The 20,281-nt window shown below is 65.4% G+C and carries 24 protein-coding genes and 1 tRNA gene; 15 read left to right on the top strand and 10 right to left on the bottom strand.

Annotated features, from left to right (window positions below; genetic code table 11):
• Window positions 1–62 precede the first annotated feature (62 nt).
• Both MchiMG62_RS03415 and MchiMG62_RS03410 read left to right on the top strand, forming a co-directional pair.
• Window positions 63–323 carry a type II toxin-antitoxin system HicB family antitoxin gene (locus MchiMG62_RS03415; RefSeq protein WP_221057889.1) on the top strand — a complete coding sequence of 87 codons (261 nt, stop codon included), beginning with the start codon at window positions 63–65 and terminating at the stop codon, window positions 321–323.
• Window positions 310–522, top strand: a complete 213-nt coding sequence (locus MchiMG62_RS03410) for a type II toxin-antitoxin system HicA family toxin (protein WP_221057888.1) — start codon at window positions 310–312, stop codon at window positions 520–522. The genes MchiMG62_RS03415 and MchiMG62_RS03410 overlap by 14 nt, the downstream gene beginning before the upstream one ends.
• Window positions 523–720: 198 nt before the next feature.
• Here the strand turns inward: MchiMG62_RS03410 and MchiMG62_RS03405 are convergent, their stop codons facing one another.
• From MchiMG62_RS03405 to MchiMG62_RS03390, 4 genes are read right to left on the bottom strand one after another with little or no spacing between them, the layout of a single operon-like run.
• Window positions 721–1,455, bottom strand: a complete 735-nt coding sequence (locus tag MchiMG62_RS03405) for a DUF1614 domain-containing protein (RefSeq protein ID WP_221057887.1) — start codon at window positions 1,453–1,455, stop codon at window positions 721–723.
• Window positions 1,456–1,486: 31 nt separating this feature from the next.
• Entirely contained in the window at window positions 1,487–2,089 is a 603-nt protein-coding gene (locus tag MchiMG62_RS03400; RefSeq protein ID WP_221057886.1) for a fibrillarin-like rRNA/tRNA 2'-O-methyltransferase, read from the bottom strand.
• Complete coding sequence (locus MchiMG62_RS03395) at window positions 2,086–2,946, bottom strand: NOP5/NOP56 family protein (protein WP_221057885.1); 861 nt, start codon at window positions 2,944–2,946, stop codon at window positions 2,086–2,088. Before MchiMG62_RS03395 ends, MchiMG62_RS03400 begins: the two co-directional genes overlap by 4 nt.
• Window positions 2,947–2,980: 34 nt before the next feature.
• Window positions 2,981–4,192: a tripartite tricarboxylate transporter permease gene (locus tag MchiMG62_RS03390; RefSeq protein ID WP_221057884.1), complete on the bottom strand. Its 1,212-nt coding sequence runs from the start codon at window positions 4,190–4,192 to the stop codon at window positions 2,981–2,983.
• Between the two features lie 89 nt (window positions 4,193–4,281).
• Between MchiMG62_RS03390 and MchiMG62_RS03385 the strand changes: the two genes are divergently transcribed.
• The 6 genes from MchiMG62_RS03385 (at window position 4,282) to MchiMG62_RS03360 (ending at window position 7,432) form a co-directional block, all read left to right on the top strand.
• Window positions 4,282–4,962 carry a uroporphyrinogen-III synthase gene (locus tag MchiMG62_RS03385; RefSeq protein WP_221057883.1) on the top strand — a complete coding sequence of 227 codons (681 nt, stop codon included), beginning with the start codon at window positions 4,282–4,284 and terminating at the stop codon, window positions 4,960–4,962.
• Window positions 4,963–4,967: 5 nt separating this feature from the next.
• Entirely contained in the window at window positions 4,968–5,876 is a 909-nt protein-coding gene (locus MchiMG62_RS03380) for an RNA-guided pseudouridylation complex pseudouridine synthase subunit Cbf5 (protein WP_221058621.1), read from the top strand.
• Between the two features lie 37 nt (window positions 5,877–5,913).
• Window positions 5,914–6,000 (top strand) — tRNA-Ser (locus MchiMG62_RS03375).
• A 171-nt stretch (window positions 6,001–6,171) separates the two neighbouring features.
• Window positions 6,172–6,828, top strand: coding sequence for a CDGSH iron-sulfur domain-containing protein (locus MchiMG62_RS03370; protein WP_221057882.1), 657 nt, complete (start codon window positions 6,172–6,174; stop codon window positions 6,826–6,828).
• A gap of 101 nt (window positions 6,829–6,929) precedes the next feature.
• Window positions 6,930–7,175: a DUF7557 family protein gene (locus MchiMG62_RS03365; RefSeq protein WP_074370701.1), complete on the top strand. Its 246-nt coding sequence runs from the start codon at window positions 6,930–6,932 to the stop codon at window positions 7,173–7,175.
• Window positions 7,160–7,432, top strand: a complete 273-nt coding sequence (locus MchiMG62_RS03360) for a type II toxin-antitoxin system RelE family toxin (RefSeq protein WP_054848561.1) — start codon at window positions 7,160–7,162, stop codon at window positions 7,430–7,432. Before MchiMG62_RS03365 ends, MchiMG62_RS03360 begins: the two co-directional genes overlap by 16 nt.
• A gap of 28 nt (window positions 7,433–7,460) precedes the next feature.
• Here the strand turns inward: MchiMG62_RS03360 and MchiMG62_RS03355 are convergent, their stop codons facing one another.
• From MchiMG62_RS03355 to MchiMG62_RS03345, 3 genes are all read right to left on the bottom strand, one after another.
• A complete protein-coding gene (locus MchiMG62_RS03355) occupies window positions 7,461–8,609 on the bottom strand; it encodes a CPBP family intramembrane glutamic endopeptidase (RefSeq protein WP_221057881.1) in 1,149 nt (382 codons plus the stop codon).
• A 63-nt stretch (window positions 8,610–8,672) separates the two neighbouring features.
• Window positions 8,673–9,875, bottom strand: a complete 1,203-nt coding sequence (locus MchiMG62_RS03350; protein ID WP_221057880.1) for an MFS transporter — start codon at window positions 9,873–9,875, stop codon at window positions 8,673–8,675.
• A gap of 94 nt (window positions 9,876–9,969) precedes the next feature.
• Window positions 9,970–10,818 (bottom strand): aldo/keto reductase, encoded by an 849-nt coding sequence (locus MchiMG62_RS03345; RefSeq protein ID WP_221057879.1) that lies wholly within the window; start codon window positions 10,816–10,818, stop codon window positions 9,970–9,972.
• Window positions 10,819–11,180: 362 nt separating this feature from the next.
• Between MchiMG62_RS03345 and MchiMG62_RS03340 the strand changes: the two genes are divergently transcribed.
• Window positions 11,181–11,801 carry a cupredoxin domain-containing protein gene (locus tag MchiMG62_RS03340; RefSeq protein ID WP_244987783.1) on the top strand — a complete coding sequence of 207 codons (621 nt, stop codon included), beginning with the start codon at window positions 11,181–11,183 and terminating at the stop codon, window positions 11,799–11,801.
• A 40-nt stretch (window positions 11,802–11,841) separates the two neighbouring features.
• Here MchiMG62_RS03340 and MchiMG62_RS03335 read toward each other — a convergent pair whose 3' ends face one another.
• The gene (locus tag MchiMG62_RS03335; RefSeq protein ID WP_221057878.1) at window positions 11,842–13,173 is read right to left on the bottom strand and encodes a cobyrinic acid a,c-diamide synthase CobB; all 1,332 of its coding nucleotides are present in this window, start codon (window positions 13,171–13,173) and stop codon (window positions 11,842–11,844) included.
• 132 nt (window positions 13,174–13,305) lie between these two features.
• Here MchiMG62_RS03335 and MchiMG62_RS03330 point away from each other — a divergent pair, with 132 nt between their 5' ends.
• The 6 genes from MchiMG62_RS03330 (at window position 13,306) to MchiMG62_RS03305 (ending at window position 18,972) form a co-directional block, all read left to right on the top strand.
• Window positions 13,306–13,998 carry an energy-coupling factor ABC transporter permease gene (locus MchiMG62_RS03330; protein WP_221057877.1) on the top strand — a complete coding sequence of 231 codons (693 nt, stop codon included), beginning with the start codon at window positions 13,306–13,308 and terminating at the stop codon, window positions 13,996–13,998.
• Window positions 13,995–14,285 (top strand): energy-coupling factor ABC transporter substrate-binding protein, encoded by a 291-nt coding sequence (locus tag MchiMG62_RS03325; RefSeq protein ID WP_221057876.1) that lies wholly within the window; start codon window positions 13,995–13,997, stop codon window positions 14,283–14,285. The genes MchiMG62_RS03330 and MchiMG62_RS03325 overlap by 4 nt, the downstream gene beginning before the upstream one ends.
• 37 nt (window positions 14,286–14,322) lie before the next feature.
• Window positions 14,323–15,099 (top strand): cobalt ECF transporter T component CbiQ, encoded by a 777-nt coding sequence (gene cbiQ, locus MchiMG62_RS03320; RefSeq protein WP_221057875.1) that lies wholly within the window; start codon window positions 14,323–14,325, stop codon window positions 15,097–15,099.
• The gene (locus MchiMG62_RS03315; RefSeq protein ID WP_221057874.1) at window positions 15,096–16,304 is read left to right on the top strand and encodes an energy-coupling factor ABC transporter ATP-binding protein; all 1,209 of its coding nucleotides are present in this window, start codon (window positions 15,096–15,098) and stop codon (window positions 16,302–16,304) included. Before cbiQ ends, MchiMG62_RS03315 begins: the two co-directional genes overlap by 4 nt.
• Window positions 16,305–16,395: 91 nt before the next feature.
• Complete coding sequence (gene pyk / locus MchiMG62_RS03310) at window positions 16,396–17,895, top strand: pyruvate kinase (RefSeq protein ID WP_221057873.1); 1,500 nt, start codon at window positions 16,396–16,398, stop codon at window positions 17,893–17,895.
• A 78-nt stretch (window positions 17,896–17,973) separates the two neighbouring features.
• Window positions 17,974–18,972 carry a cation diffusion facilitator family transporter gene (locus tag MchiMG62_RS03305; RefSeq protein WP_244987782.1) on the top strand — a complete coding sequence of 333 codons (999 nt, stop codon included), beginning with the start codon at window positions 17,974–17,976 and terminating at the stop codon, window positions 18,970–18,972.
• A gap of 12 nt (window positions 18,973–18,984) precedes the next feature.
• Here the strand turns inward: MchiMG62_RS03305 and MchiMG62_RS03300 are convergent, their stop codons facing one another.
• Together MchiMG62_RS03300 and MchiMG62_RS03295 are read right to left on the bottom strand one after the other, a co-directional pair.
• On the bottom strand, window positions 18,985–19,605 hold the full coding sequence (locus MchiMG62_RS03300; protein ID WP_221057872.1) for a hypothetical protein: 621 nt from the start codon (window positions 19,603–19,605) through the stop codon (window positions 18,985–18,987).
• A 74-nt stretch (window positions 19,606–19,679) separates the two neighbouring features.
• A complete protein-coding gene (locus tag MchiMG62_RS03295) occupies window positions 19,680–20,228 on the bottom strand; it encodes a diacylglycerol/polyprenol kinase family protein (protein ID WP_221057871.1) in 549 nt (182 codons plus the stop codon).
• Window positions 20,229–20,281: the final 53 nt, after the last annotated feature.

Here is a 20,281-nt window from a genome sequence, read left to right as displayed (position 1 = left end):
GATCCCGCTCGACCAGGGAAAGCAAAACCCTATATGCGCGGGAAATCCGATTGACGTGTGCAATGATCCTTGAATATATCACCGCGGCACTCGAACACGCCCGCTACGAGATCATCGAGGACGATGAACCGTATTACGGAGAGATCCCGGAACTTCCCGGGGTCTTTGCAACCGGCAGGACGCTGGAAGAGTGCAGGAGAAACCTTGCCGGCGTCATCGACGAATGGTTGATCATACGGCTCCGGCGCGGCCTCCCGATGCCCCCTGTCGCCGGCCGCACAGTGGGCGAGATCGTCAGGGTTGATACGGGTGCCGGAGCATAGGATCAGACCCGTCTCATGGAACCAGTTGGTGAAGAACCTTCAGACCCTGGGATTCGAGGGACCGTGCCGGGGAGGCAGACACCCATTCATGGTGAAAGGAGATCTCGTTCTGACCATCCCAAACCCACACGGGAGAGAGATCAGCGTCGACCTGCTCGTGCGCATCCTCCGGCAGGCGGGCATCTCCCGTGAGGAATAGAATCAGCTCGCCGGGTAGCGGCTTATTTAACCTTATTTGTGGTCGTGAGGGGCGACTGCCCCGACTCAAGTCAGGGACTCCTCGGCCCATGATTCTGGACGATTGCCCGAGGACCCCGGATGATATTGATCTTGCGGGGGGAGTAGGACAGGCGACCGGCCCAATCCGGTCCCTCATTGCGATCGGTCGGTTGTCCCCTCACGCCAGAAGCGCCGCGATGATCCCGGTTAAAAAGATCCCGTCGAACGTTCCCGCCCCGCCGATGCTCGCCGTCGGCGCCCCCAGTTCCGCAATGTGGTGGAGGTTCAAGAGATCCGCACCGATCAGGGTGCCGAGCGTCCCGCTCACGTAGGCGATGATCACCGTCGCGGCCGGGACGCCGCCCGCAAAGAGCGAGAGGATCAGCGCCGCAAAGAGCGCCGCGAGCGGCGGGATAAAGAACGGTGTCGCGATCCCGAGGCCCGGCACCGGGCGGGCGACGAGCTTCGTTGTGATCGTCACGATCGCGACCCCGGCGAGCGCGAGTGCGAAGAGCAGGTAGCCGCCGCTGAGAATGACCGAGTCATAGAGCAGGTAGAGCGATATCAGGACGGGGATTACGGCGCCGCCGACGTTGACCGCGAGGACCGTCCGCGGCGCCTGCTGCGGAATCCGGTAGAGCCGCCCGTACATCACGGCGTAGCGGTCGTAGGCCGGCGCCCCCGGCCGACCCTCGAGCGTCTTCACCGGGATATTGATGAAACTCCCGATAAGCGTCAGGAGCAGGATGAAGAGCGCCTGCCACCAGGTGAACCCGAGCCGCGTGAACGTCGCCCCGATCGCCGAGAGAAAGAGGATCGGAAAGACGATGACGGCGAGGAGAAAGAGAGCGAGCAGTCCGAAGAAGAAGAGGAGCATCAGCGGGGAGAAGGGGTTGAAGACTACCCGGTCCATGTCAAGGAGTCGCCCTCCCCTCTAATATATACTACTCCCGGAGGGTGCAGACGATCGCGGCGTGGTCGTGGTGGTAGGGATCGAGCCACCGGGCGTCCACGACATCAAGGCGCTGCTCAAGCCCGGCCCGCGCCCCGGCGAGCACCTCCGCCGGTTCCTGCCGGACGTCCACGCTCCGGGTCTTGAGCATCAGGATTAGGTGGCCTCCCGGTTTGAGGAAGACCAGGTTCCGCTCCGCGATCTCGACCTGGTTCGGCTGCGCCACGTCCTGGTAGACCAGATCGACCGCCTCCATGAACGGGGCATACTCATCCGGCCTCCCTGCATCGGCCATGATCGGGACGATGTTCTTCCTCCGGCGGGCCACCTCGAGGAGATCCTGCATCGGCCGGGGCGCAAACTCCACCGCGTAGACCGTCTCGACATAGTCGGCGACGTGCGAGACCGTGGTTCCGTTCGCCGCACCGAGGTAGAGCACCCTCATCTCGGGGGTGAGTTCCACCCCGCCGCCGAGGGTGTAGAGCGCCGCCAGCTTGCTCCGGTAGGGGTCCCAGACCCGGTAACCGTCGAGCGTCCGCTCCCCGTAGACCCCGCCCTCGCCGGGCGAGACCAGCATGTTCCCGAGCCGGATCATGCCTCGACCCCCGCCTCGTCGATCCGTGCCTGGGCGCCCTCGAGGAACTCCGGCACCGCCTCGCCCCGGTAGTAGTCGAGCCGGGCGGCGATGGCGAGTTTCGCCGCAAGCACCCTGGCCACCCGGCCCCGCACATCCTTCGGGGCGTTGTGGACCCGGCGGTGCTGGAAGATGATCCCGTGCTTCGGCGGCGGCGACCCGCCCCGGAGATGCGAGAAGAGCGCCCGCTCCGAGCCGAGAACCTGGATGGTGCTCCCAGGCATCCTCGCGAGTGTGGCAAGCCCCCCCGCACGGGAGAGGAGACGGGCCGCGACCAGCCCGCCGATGAGTGCGCTCGTATTCGGCATCACCTCGTCGGCCCGGGCCGAGACCTCCCGCATCAGGCGGCTTCGCGCCCCGGCGAGCCGCTCGATCTCGTCGGCGACGTCCGATAGGCCGCCTTTCGCTCCTTTCCGGACGATGGTGAGCATCTTCTTCGCCGGGAGACTGCGGTACTTCCGGGAGAACGAGGGGTTCGTGACCTGGTACCACTCCGCCGCACGCTCCGAGAGGAGGTTGATGACGTTGTCGAGCTCGTCGAGCATCCTGACCATCTGGAGGAGTTCGACGTCCCGGCCCTGGTATGCCCGGGCGATCTTCTTCCGGGCAAGGACGGTGCAGACGGAACGGAGCAGGTCGATGTACTCCTCCCGTGTCCGGACGACCCCGCAGTCCCGGGCAGCCTCCCAGTCGATGGGGACGAATGAATCCATACCGGTGCGGAGCGCGGCCGCCCGCTCAGCGAGCGCGGCCGGATCGGTGCCGGCCCCCCGGCACCCCTCCTCGTCGACGTCCCCGAACCAGTAGCGCTGTAGCATGGTACGGTATTGGGAGGCAGTCGATATAAGAGCGTCAGGCAAGACCGAAGGAGTAGACCATCACCGGGACCATGATCGCGCCCATGCAGTAGACCCGGCGGATGTTGACGAGAGACGGCACATAGCCGACGGCGGTTGCGAGCAGGAGGATGAGCCCCCCGAACGGGCCGCAGAGGAAGAGGGAGAGGACGGCGACGAAGACGATGACGGCGTGGTTGAGTCTCGTGATGTTCACGCCGGAGAACCACGCGGCCATCGACGAGAGGCGGATCGTCAGGAGATAGGCGCCGACCGCGGCCAGCGCACCCGCAAGAAGGATGGCGGTCGCCGGCGGGATCTCCGAAAGTGCCCCGATCGCCGCCATCACCCCGCTTCGCGTCCGGGATATGGCGTAGAAGGCCGCAAGCCCGAGGAAGGCGTTCACGGTGTTTGCGGCGCTCGTTGCAAGGATGTACTCCCGGGGGTTGGAGTCGTAGCCGACGACCGAGGTGAGAAGTGCGTTCGCCGTGGCGCTCGAGAGGCCCGGAAGCCAGCCGACGAGAGCGCCGGCGGCCGAGCCGAGGAGGGAACCCCGGGAAAGAGCGCCTGCGGGAAGATCGATCCCCGAGAAGTGCTGTTCGGGCATCACCCCGTGCGATGCCTGGAGGAGGACCGCGATCCCGAAGAGACCGGAGAGGAGGGGCATCAGCACCCCGGACTCGCCGCCCGTCGGCCAGGCGAGGAAGGAGTAGCCGAGCGAGAAGAGCCCGAGGATACCCGAGACCGAAAAGACCGCGAGCGCCCACCCCGGGGATTCGGAGACGACGATGAGGTAGCCGGCGACGGCGAGGATGACGAGACCAATCCCCCAGTCGATCGCCGGCTGGAGCGCGGGGAGCACCAGGACGAAGGCCAGCGCGAGCGGGAGGGAGAAGGCGACGCCTGCGGCGCTCCCGAGAGCCGATATCCTGACGGCCTCCTCTCCCCGGCCTTCGAGGCAGAGGGCATGCGCGGGGAGGACCGCAAGCGAGGTATCGGCGTCGGGGATGCCGAGGAAGGTGCCCGGGACGTTGTCGAGGAACGTGTGCGTAACGAGCGTGGAGAACATGGCCGAGGCGATGAAGACCGGATCGAACCAGGCGAGCAGGAGCGCCTGGAGGGAGAGGAGAACGCCCGCCACGGTGTTTGCATGGATCCCGGGAACGAGGCCGCTCACGGCGCCGCAACCGATGCCGACCGCGGTCCCGAGCACGATACTCGCGAGCACGTTAACTAACGGTCGGAGCAGGCGGGGATAAATCAACCGAATTGCGTTCCCCGATACAGTCATATTCCACCGGGGCGAAGGTTGTAGCGATGAAGATCGCCATCACCCGGCTCGAAAATAAGGCGGCGGGAGACCGCGCCCTCTGCGCCTCCTACGGCCACGATTGCTACACGGTCTCCCCGCTACGGGCGGAACTCCGGCCCGAGCGGGTCGATGCGTTCGTCGAGGCCGTCCACCGCGGGGAGTTCGACTGCCTCTTCTTCTCAAGCGCCCTCCCCGCCGCGGTCGTCGGGCCGAAACTCGAACGGTGGCCCCGGGTGATCGCCATCGGGCCGAAGACCGCCGAAGTCCTCCGGGAGTTCGGGATCGAGGCGGAGGTCCTCCCCACGTTCTACTCCCGGGACTTCGTCCCCTACCTCGGGGAGTGGCTCCGGGGCCGGACGGTCGGGATCCCGCGGGCAGACGTCCCGAACCCGGGCCTCCTCGGGGCGATCGCCGCGGCCGGGGGAACTGTCCGGGAGGAGCGGGTCTACGCCCTCGTCCCCACGGGTGCCGAACTCACACTTGACGCCGCCGACGCCGTCCTCTTCACGAGCGCCATGTCCTACCGGGAAGCCCGCTGGCAGCCCCGCGACGACCTCCTCCTCGTCGCCATCGGCGAGATCACCGCCGATGCCATGCGGGCCGGCGGGCATCCCCCGGCGGTCGTCGGGGACGGGTCGCTCGCGGGAACCCTTGAAGCGCTGAACCGCTACGCGGAAGGCAGGTGAGACGGTTGACCGGCCAGGACAGTTCCGTCCCGGAATCCGGGATCGTCGTCGTCGACAAGCCGCGGGGGCCGAGCAGCCACCAGGTGACCGCCTGGGTCGGAGATATCCTCGGGCGGCGGGTCGGCCACGCCGGGACGCTCGACCCGCAGGTCTCCGGGGTGCTCATCGTCATGTTCGGCGGCGCCGTCCGGCTCGCCCCGGTTCTCCTCTCGCACAACAAGGAGTATGTCTGCCTGATGCGTCTCCACGGCGACGCCTCCCGGGAGGCCGTGGAGCAGGCGGCAGCGGAGTTCGTCGGCCGGATCTACCAGCGGCCGCCGAGAAAGAGCGCGGTGAAAAGGAACCTCCGGATCAGGAAGATCCAGGAGATCGAGATTCTGGACATAGACGGCCGACTCGTCCTCTTCCGGGTCAGGTGCGACGCCGGGACTTACATCCGGACGCTCTGCATCCATATGGGCTACGCGATTGGAACCTGCGCCCACATGGAGGAACTCCGGAGGATACGCTCGGGATCGTTCGACGAGACCGCCGCCGTCACGCTCCACGAACTCGCGGATACCGCTGCGGCCGCACGGGAGGGCGATCCCGAACCCCTGCGGAGGATGATCCTCCCCGCGGCGGCCGCCGTCGCCGATCTCCCGAAGGTCGTCATCCGCGACACCGCCGTCGACGCCGTCTGCCACGGTGCGGTGCTCGCCGGGGTGGGGGTCGTCGGGAAGGAGGGCGGGTTTGCGAAAGGCGAGACGGTCGCGATCGTGACCGGGCGCGGCGAACTCGTCGGGCTCGGAAAGGGGCTCGTCAATTCGTCGGCGCTGAAGCCCGGGGAACCGGGGTTCGTCGTCGCGCCCTCCACCGTCCTGATGCGGGCCGGCACCTATCCCCGCGGCTGGAAGGCGCACGCCGGGAGCTAATATTAATAGAATATCCCGCCAACTAATGATGCACATTGCTGAGGTAGTCTAGACCGGTAGGGCGCGGGCCTGGAAAGCCCGTGGGGCGTTGAGCCCCTCGGGAGTTCAAATCTCCCCCTCAGCGTTTTAGCATACGATTGATTCTTTTGTCGGATCTTTCACGGAGGCTGCCCTGCAAGTTCCGATCGTAATTCTCCGGCTGTGCCGTGTTCTTTGCCCTTTAGCGTGAGAACTCCCCGGTTCGGCCCCCTTCACCCATAGATTAACATGCAGAAGAGCTACCGAGGGCGATGTCATGAAGATCCGGGTGAGCACGAATGGCCCGTACATCGTGACCGGGGGTGTCCCGCTCATGGTGATGGAGATCGCCAACGATGACAGGGGCGACTGCCGTTCATGGCAAAAGGTACGGGAGTATCCCCTGCGGGAAGAATATGCCTTATGCCGTTGCGGGCATTCGAAGAACAGACCCTTTTGCGACGGGACGCACGCGAAGGTTCACTTTAACGGTATCGAAACTGCCGGAGATGAACCATATCTTGAGAACCCCACCGTTATCAGCGGGCCGGAACTGGAACTGGCCGATTATGAAGGGCTCTGTGCGCACGCACGGTTCTGCCTGCGGGCCGGGGGAATCTGGAACCTCACGGAGCGGTCCGATATCCCGGACGCCCGGGACACGGCGATAGATGAAGCGTGCAACTGCCCCTCCGGTCGGCTCGCTCTCCGTGATCGAAAGAGCGGTGAGGCGATCGAGCCTGTTTTTGAAAAATCCATTGTCGTGATCGAAAACCCCGCCAGGGGTGAACATGGACCGCTCTGGGTCCGCGGCGGGATCCCTGTCGAGTCCGCCGACGGGAGAACCTACACGATCAGAAACCGGGTTACCCTCTGCGGGTGCGGGAGATCGCGGAATAAGCCGTTCTGCGACGGGATCCACATCGGGCGGTAAACGATTCGATCCCCGTCTTTACGGCGCAAGAGATAGCATCGCATAGAAGTGTCGAGGATGATCGCAACGATGATATTCAATAGCCCACTATAGATCATAGTATGTCTCAGACCACAGTGTGGGTATCCCGGGAGACGAAGGAGCGGCTGGCAGGGATGAAGCGGTACCCTCGCGAGACCTTTGACGATGTTATCAGGCGGCTCATGAATACCGCCGAGGACGAAGAGCCCCTGAGCGCCGAGGCTATCCGGGGAATCGAGGAGTCGCTCGAAGATATCAAGGCAGGCCGCCTGTATACCCTGGAAGAAGCGCGCGCCGAGTTGCAGGCGGTATGGGATACAGAGTAAGACTCACGGCGGCGGTGGTGCGGAACCTCGCGAAGATGCCCGCGAGTGTCGGAACCCGGATCCTCGACGAGGTGGAGGCGCTCGCTCAGGAACCGGATCCCACCCGGCACGTGAAGAAACTGAAAGGAGGAGGCCAGAACCCTTTCTATTCACTGCGGGTCGGAAAGTACCGTGCTATTTTGAATATCTGTGATGATGTCCTTCTGATCGTCGTGGTGGAAGTAGATCATCGGTCGAGAGTATACCGGAAGCACTGATTTCTTTCGGAAAAAAGGGTTTCACCCCTCAGATCGATATTCCGACCAGCATCATCGAGAAGAGCACCAGGTCGTAGACCGTATGCGTGATCGCCGACGTCGTCGTGTTCGTATACTGCCGGATATAGGCAAAGACGATCCCCGCAAGGAAGACCGAGATGAGGCCGTCCCAGCTGTACTGGAACGCATGGAGCGACGCAAAGAGGAGTGCCGGGAGGAGGATGCCGAACCGGGGCTGGAGCAGGCCGCGGATGCTCACCTCCTCGCCGAACCCCGCTGCGACGGATGCCATGATGACCCCGGGGAGCGTGAGCGCTCCGGCAAAGAGCAGGTTGACGGCCTCCATGTCGGTGACCGGAAGGCCGAGCCAGCCCGCCAGCGCGGCGAGCGCCGGGTCGACGAAGTGGAAGACGGCAACGAGCACGAGACCCGCACCGACGGCAAAAGCGACCTCTTTCCCCGTCGGGCGGACGAGTCCAAGACGTTTGAGGGTCTCGCGCCCCGTCCGCCGGACGAATGCTCCGGCGATGAAGAACGAGCCGACGAGTGTCCAGAAGAGCGTGTAGGCGTTCAGCGTGACCGATTCCGCGAAGAGGTCTCCGGACTCAAGCAGGAGGTCGAGGAACGGCGCCGAGAGGAGGGGCGGAACCCCCGCGACAAGGAGCGGTACGGGAGGGATGAGGATCATGGCGAGGATGACCACGAGCGCGACCGTATGGAGAAGCGAGTCCGGGTCGAACGGGAGATACCCCGCGAGCCATCCCCTGAACCGGCGGGAGAGCCCGACGAGGCTTGCAAGCCCCGCAACAAGGACGCCGAGGAGGAGAAGCGCAACCTGTGCGGCCAGGGCAAGGTCGACCGTCTCTGGATCGATCTCCTCGGCCTCGAGCATCCCGGCCGGCAGGATCGCTATGGCGCCGAACCCCGTCGCAATAGCCGCAAGCCCGGCCACCACGACCAGGAGCCAGAGGACGGCGATCCACCGGAACAGAGGGTGCCGGGTTCTGGCGAGATAAACAAGCATGGCAAGGATGACGAAGGGCGCCACATCGAGCGCCGAGGTGAGGAACGCTCCCGCTTCCCCGCCGATCTCCCCGAAGGCCGCAACCAGGAAGATGAGGCCGAAGAAAGCGATCAGCAGTTCGGGTGCGTGGCGGTGGAAATATTCACGTGACATGATGGGTCCCGGTCTGAAGCGGGGTACCTGTTCACGCGCGGCCGCAATGAAGGTAACGCAGGCTCATCGCCGTCCGGCCCTCCCGGCGGCAAGCCAGCCCGCAGCCCCCGTGATCGCGAGGGCTCCGGCCTGCAGCAGGAAGAGCGCCGGCAGCGGCACCCGGCCGATAAGGGCGGCGCCCGCAAACGGTCCGGCCGCAAGACCCAGGGAGTAGAAGGTGTTGTAGATGCCGTAAGCAGCGCCCTGCGAACCGTGGTCGCGGTAGATGCCGGCGAGGATCGGCATCACCGGGACGATGGCGCAACTCAGGGCGAGCCCCAGCACGAAGACGGCGGCGGTGGCGAGGGGGAGGGCGGGAGCCTGCACGGCAGCGACGATTGCGGCTGCCGAGAGGAGAAGGCCGCCGCCGATGAGGTGGCGGCTCCCCCCGTGGCGGTCGAAGATCCTCCCTGCGGCCGGCTGGGCGAGGATGGCCGCGATCGCAAGGACTGCGAAGACAAGCCCGATCGTTGCCGGGGACGCCGAGAAGGCGGCGTGCAGGTGGACCGGGAGATAGGGATCCACGATGCCGTAGGTCGCGGCCACCGCGACGACCACGACCGCACAGGCGGCAAGCAGGCGCCGGTTCTTGCCGGGCAGCATCGTCGACCGATCGTTCTGCCTGCAGGTGCGCACCGGGACGGCGAGGACCACAAGACCGACCGCAGCCACGAGCACCGCCGGGACGAGGAAGGTCGCGGTGTAACCCAGGTACTCAAAGAGCAGCCCCCCGAGGACCGGGCCGATGACCGTCCCGAACCCGACCGCCGAGAGGGCGATCCCCATCCTCTCGCCGAGCCGTGCCGGGTCGCAGGTCTCGGCGATGAGGGCAAGCCCCGCCGACCAGGTGGCGGCAGCGGATATCCCCTGGACCGCCCGGGCAACGATCAGGTGGGTGACCGTGGCAGAGAAGCCGAAGAGTGCCGTCGCGAGAGCGAGGAGGAGCATCCCGGCAACGATGAGCGGCCGGCGCCCCACCCGGTCGGAGAGGAGGCCCATCGGGATGGAGAAGAGGAGGAGCATCGCGGCGTAGAGCCCGAAGATAATCCCGACGAACGACTCGTCCACCCCGAGCCGGGGGGCATACTCCGGGAAGACCGGGATGAGGAGGCCGTAGATCGCCATATCCATGAATATGACAAGTGCGACCAGGACGAGGATAGCGTCCGGCGATGCGGCGATGCGGTTCCGGAAGGCACGGAGCCGATGCGGGTTTCCGGTCGTCATGCTGATTCATCTCCATAGAGAGAACTGCTCATCCCCCGTAGGTTGGCGCCGCCGGGTTATATCGGTTGCAGAAGAAGGTTTTGCCGGGGCCGCCTCACTGGAATCCGCGGTAGTAGGCGAACTCGCGGGCATGAGGCCGGAACGCTTCGACGAGCGCCGCCGCCTCGTCGTCGGGCAGAGGGCCGCTCCGGCCGGCGGCGGCAAGCGCCCGCACCTCCGCGGCCGTCGAGCATCCGACGATCGCAACGGAGACCTCCCGAGAAAGGGCGTAGCGGACGAGGACTTCGGGCGTCACCCCGGCATCGGGGGCGAGGTAGTTCGACCCGCCGAGCACCTTCATCCCGATGACCGCGACCCCCTGCTCCCGTGCGACGGGGAGCGTCGTGTCCAGGAACCCCCCGAGCGCCTCCTCGACCGGGTTCACGGGCAGCATCACGGCATCGACCGGCCAGGTCTCCACCGCGTGCGAGAGGACGTCCGGGTCGTGGTGCCCCGTCACCCCGATCTGCCGGACGATGCCGGACTCCCGCGCCTCGACGAACGCCTCAAGGGCACCGGATGGCCCCTCGACCTCCCGGATATCGGTAAACGTCCTGACATCGTGGATCTGCCAGAGGTCGAGGGTCTCGATGCCCATCCTCTGGAGAGTCTCCGTAAGATCCGTCTCGGCGTCCGCATGCGCCCTGCTCGCCGACTTGCTTGCCTGGAAGACCGGTTCCCTGAGATCGGGGCGGTTCCTCCAGACCTCGCCGTAGTAGTCCTCGCTCCCCGCGTAGGCCTTCGCCGAGTCGAAGTAGGCAATCCCCTGATCGAGTGCTTCCATGATGACGGCGTTTGCTTCGGCATGCCGTCCGTACGTCCTGAGGATGCCCTCTCCCCCAAGGCCCACGGCGGTGACCATCCGTCCGGTCTTCCCGAACCTGCGCCTGTCCAGTGCCCCCATAGAACCCCCTATCCGTACCCGGCTATAAATACCTTATAGCCGGGCGGAAGGGAAGAATGAACGCCCCGCGGTGCGGCCCCCCTCTCTCCGAACCTCAGAGGAGTTCGGAGGCGGGAACTCCACCCCGCTCCGGTGCCGGCCGGACGGGATCGGGCGTCCCGGCGGCGCACCGAAACAGGGGCACAGTGCCACTGATTCAGCCCAATGGGGTGTTTGATGAACACAACAGGCTAACGAGCCCATGAGGAAATCCCAATACCCCGGCGGCCGGACATGGTGCTGCTGCGACGGATTTAAACCACGGATTTCAGTTTTCATGCGAGGGGTAAAGTTTATTTACGCCAAGAAGCATCGTCCACCACATGAAGAGGATGTTTGGTATCCTTGCTCTCATGGTGATCGCGAGCATCATGATCGCAGGGTGTGTGCAGCCATCGGGCAACAAGACGGTGACACCCGGCACGACACCGGGACTCACCGAGACCCCGATGGAGACAGGAACGCCAGCAATAACAGAGACACCGATGGAGACGGGAACGCCGGCGGCAACCGCAACCACGATGATAACAGGAACGGAGACACCAATGGAGACAGGAACGCCGGCGGCAACCGCAACCACGATGATAACAGGAACGGAGACACCGATGGAGACCGGGGCGGCAGCAACGACCGTTGCCGCGAACGCAACGGAGACCCCGCCGGGAACCCCGGCGGCGGCGGCCGTCGTCGCTGACGAGACCGTCTCCATCACCGAGAGCGGGTACGTCCCGGACACGCTCACCGTTCCGACCGGAACTACGGTGGGCTGGACCAACGACGCTTCCACGAACCAGACCGTATCGGCGACCGGGGCAACGGGGTTCTTCGACTCCGGCATGCTTGCGCCGGGCGACTCCTATACTTACACCTTCAACGCCGCAGGCAACTACACCTACCAGTCACAGACAACCGGGATCAACGGGACGATCATCGTCACCGCCTGACACTTTTTTGCGCCGGCGGTCGTTGGGGGGCAACGTCCCCTTACGTCCGCCGGTATGCTCCGGCCGCCTCGACCAGTCGTTCGGCGAACCCCTCCGGGAAGTAGGCGTGGGTGTACTGTCCGACCGCGTTCTGCGCGGTAAGCCCGTCCCGGCCCCCGTCGATACCCCGCCCGCGGAGGAGTTCCAGGGCGAACCGGGCGTCACGGGCACAGTCAAGCCGGGAATAGTGGTACTCGTGGCCCCGGAAGGCCGAGCCCGGGGCAAGGATCGGTGCTGTCCCGACAACCCGGGCCTCGACGTACCCGAGGGCCTGGATGCGGCCCGTCATCTCCGCCGCCGCCGGGAGGACGCCGGCCATCGGGTAATCCCCCTCGTCGGTCGCAAGGCGTTCGGTGAGGTAGATGAGCCCGCCGCACTCGGCATAGACGGGCATCCCGTCATCGGCCGCCCGGCGGAGATCTTCCCGGCACCGGGATGAGGAGAGCGCCTCCGCGTGGAGCTCCGGGTAGCCGCCCCCGAGGTAGAGAGCGTCCACGTCCGGGAGCCGGTCGGTCATCGGCGAGAAGAAGATCAGTTCCGCCCCGGCCCGCACGAGCCGGTCGATGTTGTCCACGTAGTAAAAACAGAACGCCGCATCGTTCGCGACGCCGATGCGCACCCCGGATTCCGGCCGGGCGGGGGCCTCCGCCGGTGCCGGGAGGGGCGGGGCCGACCGGGCGAGGTCGATGAGCCCGGGGAGATCGCACGTCTCCTCGACCACCGCGCCGAACCGCGCCATCATCCCCGTCTCGGCCGCCATCGCGAGTCCGAGGTGCCGGCTTTCGACCACAAGATCCGTTCGCCGCGGGATCCCCCCGTAGATCGGGAGGCTCTTCGTCTCCTCGATCATGGCAAGGTGGCGGGGGCTCCCGATCCGGTTGAAGATGGCTCCGGCGACCCGGACGGCCGAATCAAACCCCGCGTAGCCCCGGATCATGGCATGGACGCTCCGCGACGCGCCCCCCGCGTCAACCACGAGAAGAACCGGGGCGTCGAGAATCTTTGCGACATGCGCCGTGCTCGCGGTATCGGTTCCTTCGAGCCCGTCGAAGAGCCCCATCGCACCCTCGACGACGGCGATATCGGCCCCGGCAGAGGCACGGACGAACGTCTCCCGCACCCCCGCCTCCCCCATCATGAACGGGTCGAGGTTGCGGGACGTCCGGCCGCAGATAGCCGAATGGTGCGTGGGGTCGATGAAATCCGGGCCCACCTTGAAGGGCTGAACGGCAAGTCCCCGGGCGGCGAGCGCCGCCATCAGGCCGCTTGCAAGCGTGGTCTTGCCGCAGCCGCTGTGGGTTCCCGCAACGACAATCACTGGAATATGGCGCATAACGTTCCTCTAGTGTTGAATACCGCAGAAGATAAATATGACCGGAGATAACCAGATCATATCAAATAGATTTGCCTTAGGTAAAATAAATTTGTTCTGCTTGCCTTCACGGCGGCAGCCACTGGTGGTATCATGCACATCATGGAAGGATTCTTGCCGAGCCCCTGGTGGGAGATCTGGATTCTTATCTCCCTGCCCTTCATCGTCATCGGACTGTACCAGCTGAACAAACTTGTGCAGGAGAAGCGGGACGCCCTGCCGCTCCTCGCGGTCGCAGGCGCCTTCGTCTTCGTCCTCTCCTCGCTCAAACTTCCCTCGTTCAACGGGAGCTGCTCCCATCCCACGGGGACGGGGCTCGGGGGCATCCTCTTCGGCCCCTGCATCGCCGCCGTCCTCGGGCTGATTGTCCTGGTCTTCCAGGCGGTCTTCCTCGCGCACGGCGGGATCACCACCCTCGGGGCAAACGTCTTCTCGATGGGGATCGCAGGACCCGCCGTCGCCTACCTCATCTATAAGGCCGGAACCCGGGCGGGCGCAAACACCTACGCGACGGTCTTTATCGCCGCAGCCCTCGCGGATCTGGTCACCTACGTCGTCACCTCGGTCCAGCTCGCGCTCGCCTTCCCCGGGACCACCGGGTTCTTCGGGGCGTTCTCGGCATTCGCCGCGATCTTCGCCGTCACCCAGGTGCCGCTCGCCATCATCGAGGGCGCGATCATCATGCTCGTCTTCAAGTACATCGTCCAGCTCAAACCCGAGATCCTCACGCGCTTAAACCTGCTCTCCGAGAGCGGCGTCAACAAACTCCGGGAGGCCGCAGCATGAAGTATGCCATGGAGATCGCGGTCGCCGCGCTCATCATCGTCTTCGCCGCCGTCTTCCTCGTCCAGAACGCCGCGATACAGGCCTCCGGGCAGGAAGCCTGGGGCGGGGCCGACGGCGAGGCCGCCGGGCTCATCGAAGCAACCGGCTACGAGCCCTGGATCGAGCCCTTCTGGGAGCCCCCGAGCGGTGAGATCGAGTCGCTCCTCTTTGCCCTGCAGGCCGCCATCGGCGCCGTGATCATCGGTTACATCTTCGGCTACTGGCAGGCCGGCAGGAAGGCCGCCTGATCTTTCCGGCACTCCTGCAAAAAGATAGGGGAATGCAATGTACGAGGTGCTTGAAGACTTTGCCCAGACCAACAACCTCCGGGAGACGAGCCCGGGGCTCAAACTCTTCATCGGGCTTGCAAGCATCCTGCTCTCGGTCTCGTCGCCGGGTCCCGTCGCCCCCCTGCTCGTCGCGGCCTCGATGAGCGCCGCCGTCCTCGTCCTTGCAAAGATCCCGGCACGGTTCTACGCAAAACTCCTCCTCGTCCCGGTCTCATTTGCAGCGATGAGCATCGTCGTGATCCTCTTCATCACCGGCGGCGGGGCGGTGCTCCTCGAGGTCCCCGGCCTCCCCCTCGCAGTCACGGCGGACGGCGCGAACCTCGCCCTTCTCCTCCTCACGCGGGTCTTCGGGGGCATGTGCTCGCTCTACTTCATCGCGCTCACGACGCCGATGACCGAGATCTTCGACCTCCTCCGGAAACTCAGGGTTCCCGCCGTCCTCATCGATCTCGCCATGCTCACCTACCGGTTCATCTTCATCCTCATCGAGGAAGCAGGCCAGATCTACCGCTCGCAGGTGATGCGGCTCGGCTACAGGAGGTTCCGGGAGTCGGTGCATTCCTTCGGGATGCTCGCCGGAGCGCTCTTCATCAGAACCTGGGAGAGCGGCGAATCTCTGGTTCTTGCGATGGACGCACGCTGCTACGACGGCAGGCTCGGCATCCCCGGCGAAACACGGCCGGTCTCGGTTCACGCACTCGCGGGCGGCCTCCTCTACCTCTCGGCAGTCCTCGGTGTCTCGCTCTCCACCGGGGGGGTGGTGCTCGTATGACGGAACCGCTACTTGAAGCCGAGAACGTCGCCTACGCCTACCCGAACGGCCCCGCCGCCCTTGCCGGGGTGAGCGTCCGGATCGAGGCCGGTTCGAAGACCGCCATCGTCGGGCCGAACGGCGCCGGGAAATCGACGCTTCTCCTGATGCTCAACGGCATGCTCCGGCCGGCCTCGGGCGTGATCCGGTTCGACGGACGACCGCTCGCCTACGACAACCGGAGCCTCCGCGAACTCCGGCGGCGGGTCGGGTTCGTCTTCCAGAACCCCGACGTCCAGATAGTCGCCCCGACCGTCGAAGCGGACGTGGCCTTCGGGCCGGTGAATCTCGGCCTCTCCCCCGACGCCGTCCGGCGGGCGGTGCGGGACGCGCTCGGCTACGTCGGGCTCCGGGGCTACGAGAAGCGGCCGCCCCATCACCTCTCCGGCGGCGAGAAGAAACGGGTCGCCATCGCAGGCATCCTCGCGATGGAACCGGCGGTCCTCGTCTTCGACGAACCGACGAACACCCTCGACCCCGCAAGTTCCGAGGAGGTGATGGAACTCCTCGACGAACTCGCCTCTTCCGGCCGGACGGTGCTCGTATCCACCCACGACGTCGAACTCGCCTACCGCTGGGCCGACTCGGTCGTGCTCATGGAACGGGGGAGCGTCCTCGCCCGGGGGCCGCCGGAAGCGGTCTTCTCCGACCACGCCCTCCTCGCGTCCGCCAGGCTGAAACCTCCCGCCCTCCTCGACCTCTACAACGAACTTGGTCTCCGGGGCGTCATCGACCGGGACGCTCCTCCAAAGAGCGTGCTCGAGTTCACCGACCGGATCGAGCGGGCGATGCACGGCCACACACCGGCACGGGACGGGGGCGGGAGGATCTACCTCTGCAACGCCGACCTGACCGGGGGCAACGAGGTGCGGCGGCTCATCGAGCAAGGGACGGTCGACCACGTCGGGGCGATGGGCACCCGCGCGAAGGAGTTCGCCAACCGGGAACGGATCCTCCTCGACTACACCTACGGCGTCATCGACAAATGCATTCTTAAAGCCCTCATCGGGGAGAACTCGCTTATCATCACCACCGGGGGCATGGTCGAGCACGTCCATCGCCGTATCGGGGAGTACAGCGCCGAGAGCGGACGGGCGCTCGCGGTGATCCCGGTCCGGGAGCCGGAGGATACCTCCCCCGCGAAAGGCGAGCGCATCCCCACCTGACCGGCGTTCCGGCGCCCAACGCTCGTTTTTCCGGTGACCGACCATCCCCGGGGAGAAGGTTAATCCGGTGACGGTACCCGAAGAGTACTCTATGATGCTCGAAGAGGTGCTGCACCGGATATCCGAGCAGGCGAAACGGAAGCGGATGAGCCTGCCCGACCATAAAACAAAGATTGTCTGTACCATCGGGCCCGCATCGCGATCCCGGGAAGTGCTCTCCCGGATGCTCCTCGCCGGCATGAATGTCGCACGGCTCAACCTCTCCCACGGATCGTTCGACGAGCACCGGGAGAACATCCGGAACATCCGGACCGCCGCGGAGGATACGGGCCGCCCGGTCACGATCCTGCTCGACCTGCCGGGGCCGAAGATCCGGATCGGCGATCTCGCACACGAGCCCCTGGAACTCCACAAAGGCGAGACCGTCACTCTCACGACCGCCCCGGCGTCGAGCGATCCATCCCGGATCCCCGTCGACTTCGAGCAGTTCCCGCAGCTGGTCTCGGAGGGGAGCACCATCTTCCTCAACGACGGGTTCCTCCAGCTCCGGGTCGATGAGGTTGCCGAGAACGAGGTCCGGGCGACGGTGGTCATCGGCGGCCCCCTCCTCTCGCGCAAGGGGATGAGCCTCGTCGGCGGCGGGGGGATCGTCGCCCTCAGCGCCGTGACCGACCGGGACCTCGAGTGCATCGAGTTCGGGCTCGCCGAAGGGCTCGACACCTTCAGCATCTCCTTCATCGAGCGGGCGGAGGATATCCTGAAGGCACGGGAGTATGCCGCCCGGTCCGGAAAGTCCATCCGGGTGATAGCCAAGATCGAGCGGCAGGAGGCGCTCGCAAACCTCGACGGGATCCTCCGGGAGACCGACGGGGTCATGATCGCCCGGGGCGACCTCGGGGTCCAGACGCCGATCGAGGACGTCCCCACGGTGCAGAAGCAGATCATCCAGAAGGCTAACATCCTCGGCCGCCCGGTGATCACCGCCACCCAGATGCTGATGTCGATGACCGACAACATCCGGCCCACCCGGGCGGAGGTGACTGACGTCGCAAACGCCATCCTCGACGGGACGGATGCGGTCATGCTCTCCGAGGAGACGTCCATCGGGAAGTATCCGGTCGAGACGGTCGCGATGATGGCAAAGATTGCCCGGTCGACCGAGGAGAAGCGACCCGGCATCGGGGCGGGGTGCAGCCCGCTTGCCTACTTCCGGCAGGGGAAGGGCAGGGAGAAGATCACCGTCAACGATGTCGTCTCGCTGAACGTCATCGAGGCGATAGATGCGCTCGGCATCCGGCTCGTGCTGACGCCCACCCGTTCCGGGAGCACCCCCCGGAACATCTCCCGGTTCAAGCCCGAGGCCTGGATCCTCGCATTCACCCGGAACCCGAGCACCTTGAAGTTCCTGGCGTTCTCCTACGGGGTCTGCCCGTTCTTGATCCGGAGCGAGAAGGAGTACTGGCATGGGGCGATCCTCGACTCGATCCGGGACTCTGGATTGATCAGGCCCGGCGAGCGCGTGATCCTCACCGAAGGGGTCTCCCCCGGACGCGAAGGGACCGACTCGCTCATCATCCTCACGGTGGACTGAGCGGCGGCCGGCAAGACTACCCCCCCTTCCTCCGGCACGACAAAACCTATCCCGGCAGAGGGCGAACACTCATCAATCATGGGAATGGTTGCTCAGAGGGAGCAGGAGATCCGGGAGAGGGACAGCGCGCTCAAAGAGAAGACCGCACGCCTCTCGGTCGCATCGAACTCGCTCCTTGTGGTGGCGAAACTCGCCGTCGGATTTGCCATCGGATCGGTCGGCATCATATCCGAGGCAATCCACTCCGCCATCGACCTCGTCGCCGCGACAATCGCCTACGTTTCGGTTCGCCAGTCGGCCCGGCCGCCCGACGAGTGCCACACCTTCGGACACGGGAAGTACGAGAGTATATCCGGGCTCCTCGAGGCGGTCCTGATCCTCGTGGCGGCCGTTCTGATCGTCAACGAGGCGTTGAAGAACCTCCTCGGCGGCGAGGAGACGCTGAACGTCGATGGGCTCGGGCTCGGTATCGCCGTCATGCTGCTCTCGGCTGGGGTGAACGTGTACGTCTCTTCCCGGTTGATGACGGTGGCAAAGAAGACCGAGTCAATCGCGCTTGAGAGCGACGCCTGGCACCTCCGGACGGACGTCTACACATCCGCCGGGGTCGTCGTCGGGCTCATCCTGATCCGGCTGACCGGTCTTGTGGTGCTCGATGCGCTCATCGCGCTCGCGGTCGCCGGGATCATCCTCCGGGCGGCCTTCGATCTCATCCGGCGCTCGTTCGAGGATCTCGTCGACAGGAGCCTTCCCCCCGACGAGGAGGACCGGATCCGGGAGATCATCAAGGAGCACTGCACAGATGCCATCGGGTTCCACCGGCTCCGGACCCGCCGATCGGGACCGAACCGGTTCGTGGACCTTCACCTGGTCGTCCCGCGGGCCGCAACCCTCGAAGAGGCGTACGCCATCGTGAAACAGGTGGAAGACGACGTCCGGCGGGAGTTCCCCCGGACGAGCGTCACGATCCGGGTCCAGCCCTGCACCGGCGAAGACTGCTCCGGCTGCGGGATCTTCACCACCTGCCCGGAGTGCGATCGGCTCGCGCTCTGCGATAGGCCAAAAGAAGAGGATTAAAAGGCCGGGGTTCTACCGCCAGGAAAAAAGGCCGCGAACCTGCATCTCCTCGCTCGCAATGGTTCTCAGCCGGTCCTGCTCCTGCTCGATCGTCCGGACCTGCTCCCGGAGCATCGTCCGGGTCGCGTCATCGCAGGTGCAGTTCCCGATCAGGCACCGGAGTTCCGTGGCCCGCTCCCGGTTCCGCTGCGTCTCTTCCTCGATCAGCCGGGCGGCTTCCGTATCGCCCCCGAAGAGGGACCGTATAAAGCCATGCCGGGCGCGGATCTGCTCCTCGGCCTCGAAGGTCTTCTGGACCGAGTTGTTGACCTCACGGGCGATGGCGGAGATGTTCTGTCCTATGCCGCCGGACCGGTTCTCAGCGCCGAGCAGGGCGTGGACTGCGAGCCGGACCTGGTTACGGTCAGGGGCGAATTCTCCCTCCCGGGGGGTCGCATTCTCCGCGGCCCGCACCCGGTCCCCGGACGCCTCGTTCTCCTCCGCCCTCAACCGCTGCTCTTCCCCCGGCACCGTGTTCGTCTCGCCGTTCCCGACCTGCTCTCCTCCCGGGCTGCCGTAGTTCCCCGGAGCGGCGGCCGCGAATCCCGGGAAGAGGAGGAAGACAATCATGATCGCTGTAATGATGCGTTTCATCGATCCTCACCTCTGGTAAAAGAGAGATCGGGATGGGCCATTATACATTAATCGAACCGGACGGTTCAACGCACTCAGAGCAGCAGCGCAAGAACGAGGCAGGCCACGACCGGGACGACGAGGTTGTCGTCCACGGGGCTCGCCAGTTCGGCGACGGCCGCGGCAACCGCTGTCGCGAGGGCTACCCCGGGCGGGACGAGGAGAGCGAGCACGATCGCCGTCGCCGCGAACCCGGCGAGTGTGCCTTCGAGCGATTTGTGGTTGTATATCCGGGTTCTGCCGAACCGGAGACCGGCAAGGGTGGTGACGCTGTCGAGGAGCGCGAGCACCAGGAGCCCCATGAAGGCGACCTCTTTTGCAAAGAAGACGATGCAGAAGAGGGCTCCGAGCGCAAAGAAGAGCGCTCCTTTCCCGGGGGCGGCGTCGCGCCGCTCGAGGCCCGCGATGATCGGCGAGACGACCGGGATGATATAGCCCCGGGAGATGGCGTCGGAGAGGATGAACCCCGCAAAGAGAGCAAGCACGAGGATGGAGAGGACGAGATCGCGGTCGAAGAGGAGGACGAACCCTGCGATCCCGAGACCGAAGATGAGGTGGACGACCTGCCGGAGCGACTCGTGCATCACCCCGGAAGTAGGCGCAGAACCGGTTAAACCCTCTGTCGGCGGATGCGGAT

Source organism: Methanoculleus chikugoensis (assembly GCF_019669965.1).
Taxonomy (GTDB): Archaea; Halobacteriota; Methanomicrobia; order Methanomicrobiales; family Methanoculleaceae; genus Methanoculleus; species Methanoculleus chikugoensis.
Note: the sequence above shows the minus strand (reverse complement) of the source record. Positions and strands in the feature narration are given on the sequence as shown.

What these genes read in the sequence shown, in the direction of transcription:
- MchiMG62_RS03315 (WP_221057874.1), top strand. Translation starts at nt 15,096, where the DNA reads ATGACGGAACCGCTACTTGAAGCCGAGAACGTCGCCTACGCCTACCCG.
- MchiMG62_RS03365 (WP_074370701.1), top strand. Translation starts at nt 6,930, where the DNA reads ATGTCTCAGACCACAGTGTGGGTATCCCGGGAGACGAAGGAGCGGCTG.
- MchiMG62_RS03350 (WP_221057880.1), bottom strand. Translation starts at nt 9,875, where the DNA reads ATGACGACCGGAAACCCGCATCGGCTCCGTGCCTTCCGGAACCGCATC.
- MchiMG62_RS03345 (WP_221057879.1), bottom strand. Translation starts at nt 10,818, where the DNA reads ATGGGGGCACTGGACAGGCGCAGGTTCGGGAAGACCGGACGGATGGTC.
- pyk (WP_221057873.1), top strand. Translation starts at nt 16,396, where the DNA reads ATGATGCTCGAAGAGGTGCTGCACCGGATATCCGAGCAGGCGAAACGG.
- MchiMG62_RS03335 (WP_221057878.1), bottom strand. Translation starts at nt 13,173, where the DNA reads ATGCGCCATATTCCAGTGATTGTCGTTGCGGGAACCCACAGCGGCTGC.
- MchiMG62_RS03330 (WP_221057877.1), top strand. Translation starts at nt 13,306, where the DNA reads ATGCACATCATGGAAGGATTCTTGCCGAGCCCCTGGTGGGAGATCTGG.
- MchiMG62_RS03295 (WP_221057871.1), bottom strand. Translation starts at nt 20,228, where the DNA reads ATGCACGAGTCGCTCCGGCAGGTCGTCCACCTCATCTTCGGTCTCGGG.
- MchiMG62_RS03325 (WP_221057876.1), top strand. Translation starts at nt 13,995, where the DNA reads ATGAAGTATGCCATGGAGATCGCGGTCGCCGCGCTCATCATCGTCTTC.
- MchiMG62_RS03395 (WP_221057885.1), bottom strand. Translation starts at nt 2,946, where the DNA reads ATGCTACAGCGCTACTGGTTCGGGGACGTCGACGAGGAGGGGTGCCGG.
- cbiQ (WP_221057875.1), top strand. Translation starts at nt 14,323, where the DNA reads ATGTACGAGGTGCTTGAAGACTTTGCCCAGACCAACAACCTCCGGGAG.
- MchiMG62_RS03300 (WP_221057872.1), bottom strand. Translation starts at nt 19,605, where the DNA reads ATGAAACGCATCATTACAGCGATCATGATTGTCTTCCTCCTCTTCCCG.
- MchiMG62_RS03400 (WP_221057886.1), bottom strand. Translation starts at nt 2,089, where the DNA reads ATGATCCGGCTCGGGAACATGCTGGTCTCGCCCGGCGAGGGCGGGGTC.
- MchiMG62_RS03415 (WP_221057889.1), top strand. Translation starts at nt 63, where the DNA reads ATGATCCTTGAATATATCACCGCGGCACTCGAACACGCCCGCTACGAG.
- MchiMG62_RS03305 (WP_244987782.1), top strand. Translation starts at nt 17,974, where the DNA reads ATGGGAATGGTTGCTCAGAGGGAGCAGGAGATCCGGGAGAGGGACAGC.
- MchiMG62_RS03405 (WP_221057887.1), bottom strand. Translation starts at nt 1,455, where the DNA reads ATGGACCGGGTAGTCTTCAACCCCTTCTCCCCGCTGATGCTCCTCTTC.
- MchiMG62_RS03370 (WP_221057882.1), top strand. Translation starts at nt 6,172, where the DNA reads ATGAAGATCCGGGTGAGCACGAATGGCCCGTACATCGTGACCGGGGGT.
- MchiMG62_RS03355 (WP_221057881.1), bottom strand. Translation starts at nt 8,609, where the DNA reads ATGTCACGTGAATATTTCCACCGCCACGCACCCGAACTGCTGATCGCT.
- MchiMG62_RS03360 (WP_054848561.1), top strand. Translation starts at nt 7,160, where the DNA reads ATGGGATACAGAGTAAGACTCACGGCGGCGGTGGTGCGGAACCTCGCG.
- MchiMG62_RS03385 (WP_221057883.1), top strand. Translation starts at nt 4,282, where the DNA reads ATGAAGATCGCCATCACCCGGCTCGAAAATAAGGCGGCGGGAGACCGC.
- MchiMG62_RS03340 (WP_244987783.1), top strand. Translation starts at nt 11,181, where the DNA reads ATGAAGAGGATGTTTGGTATCCTTGCTCTCATGGTGATCGCGAGCATC.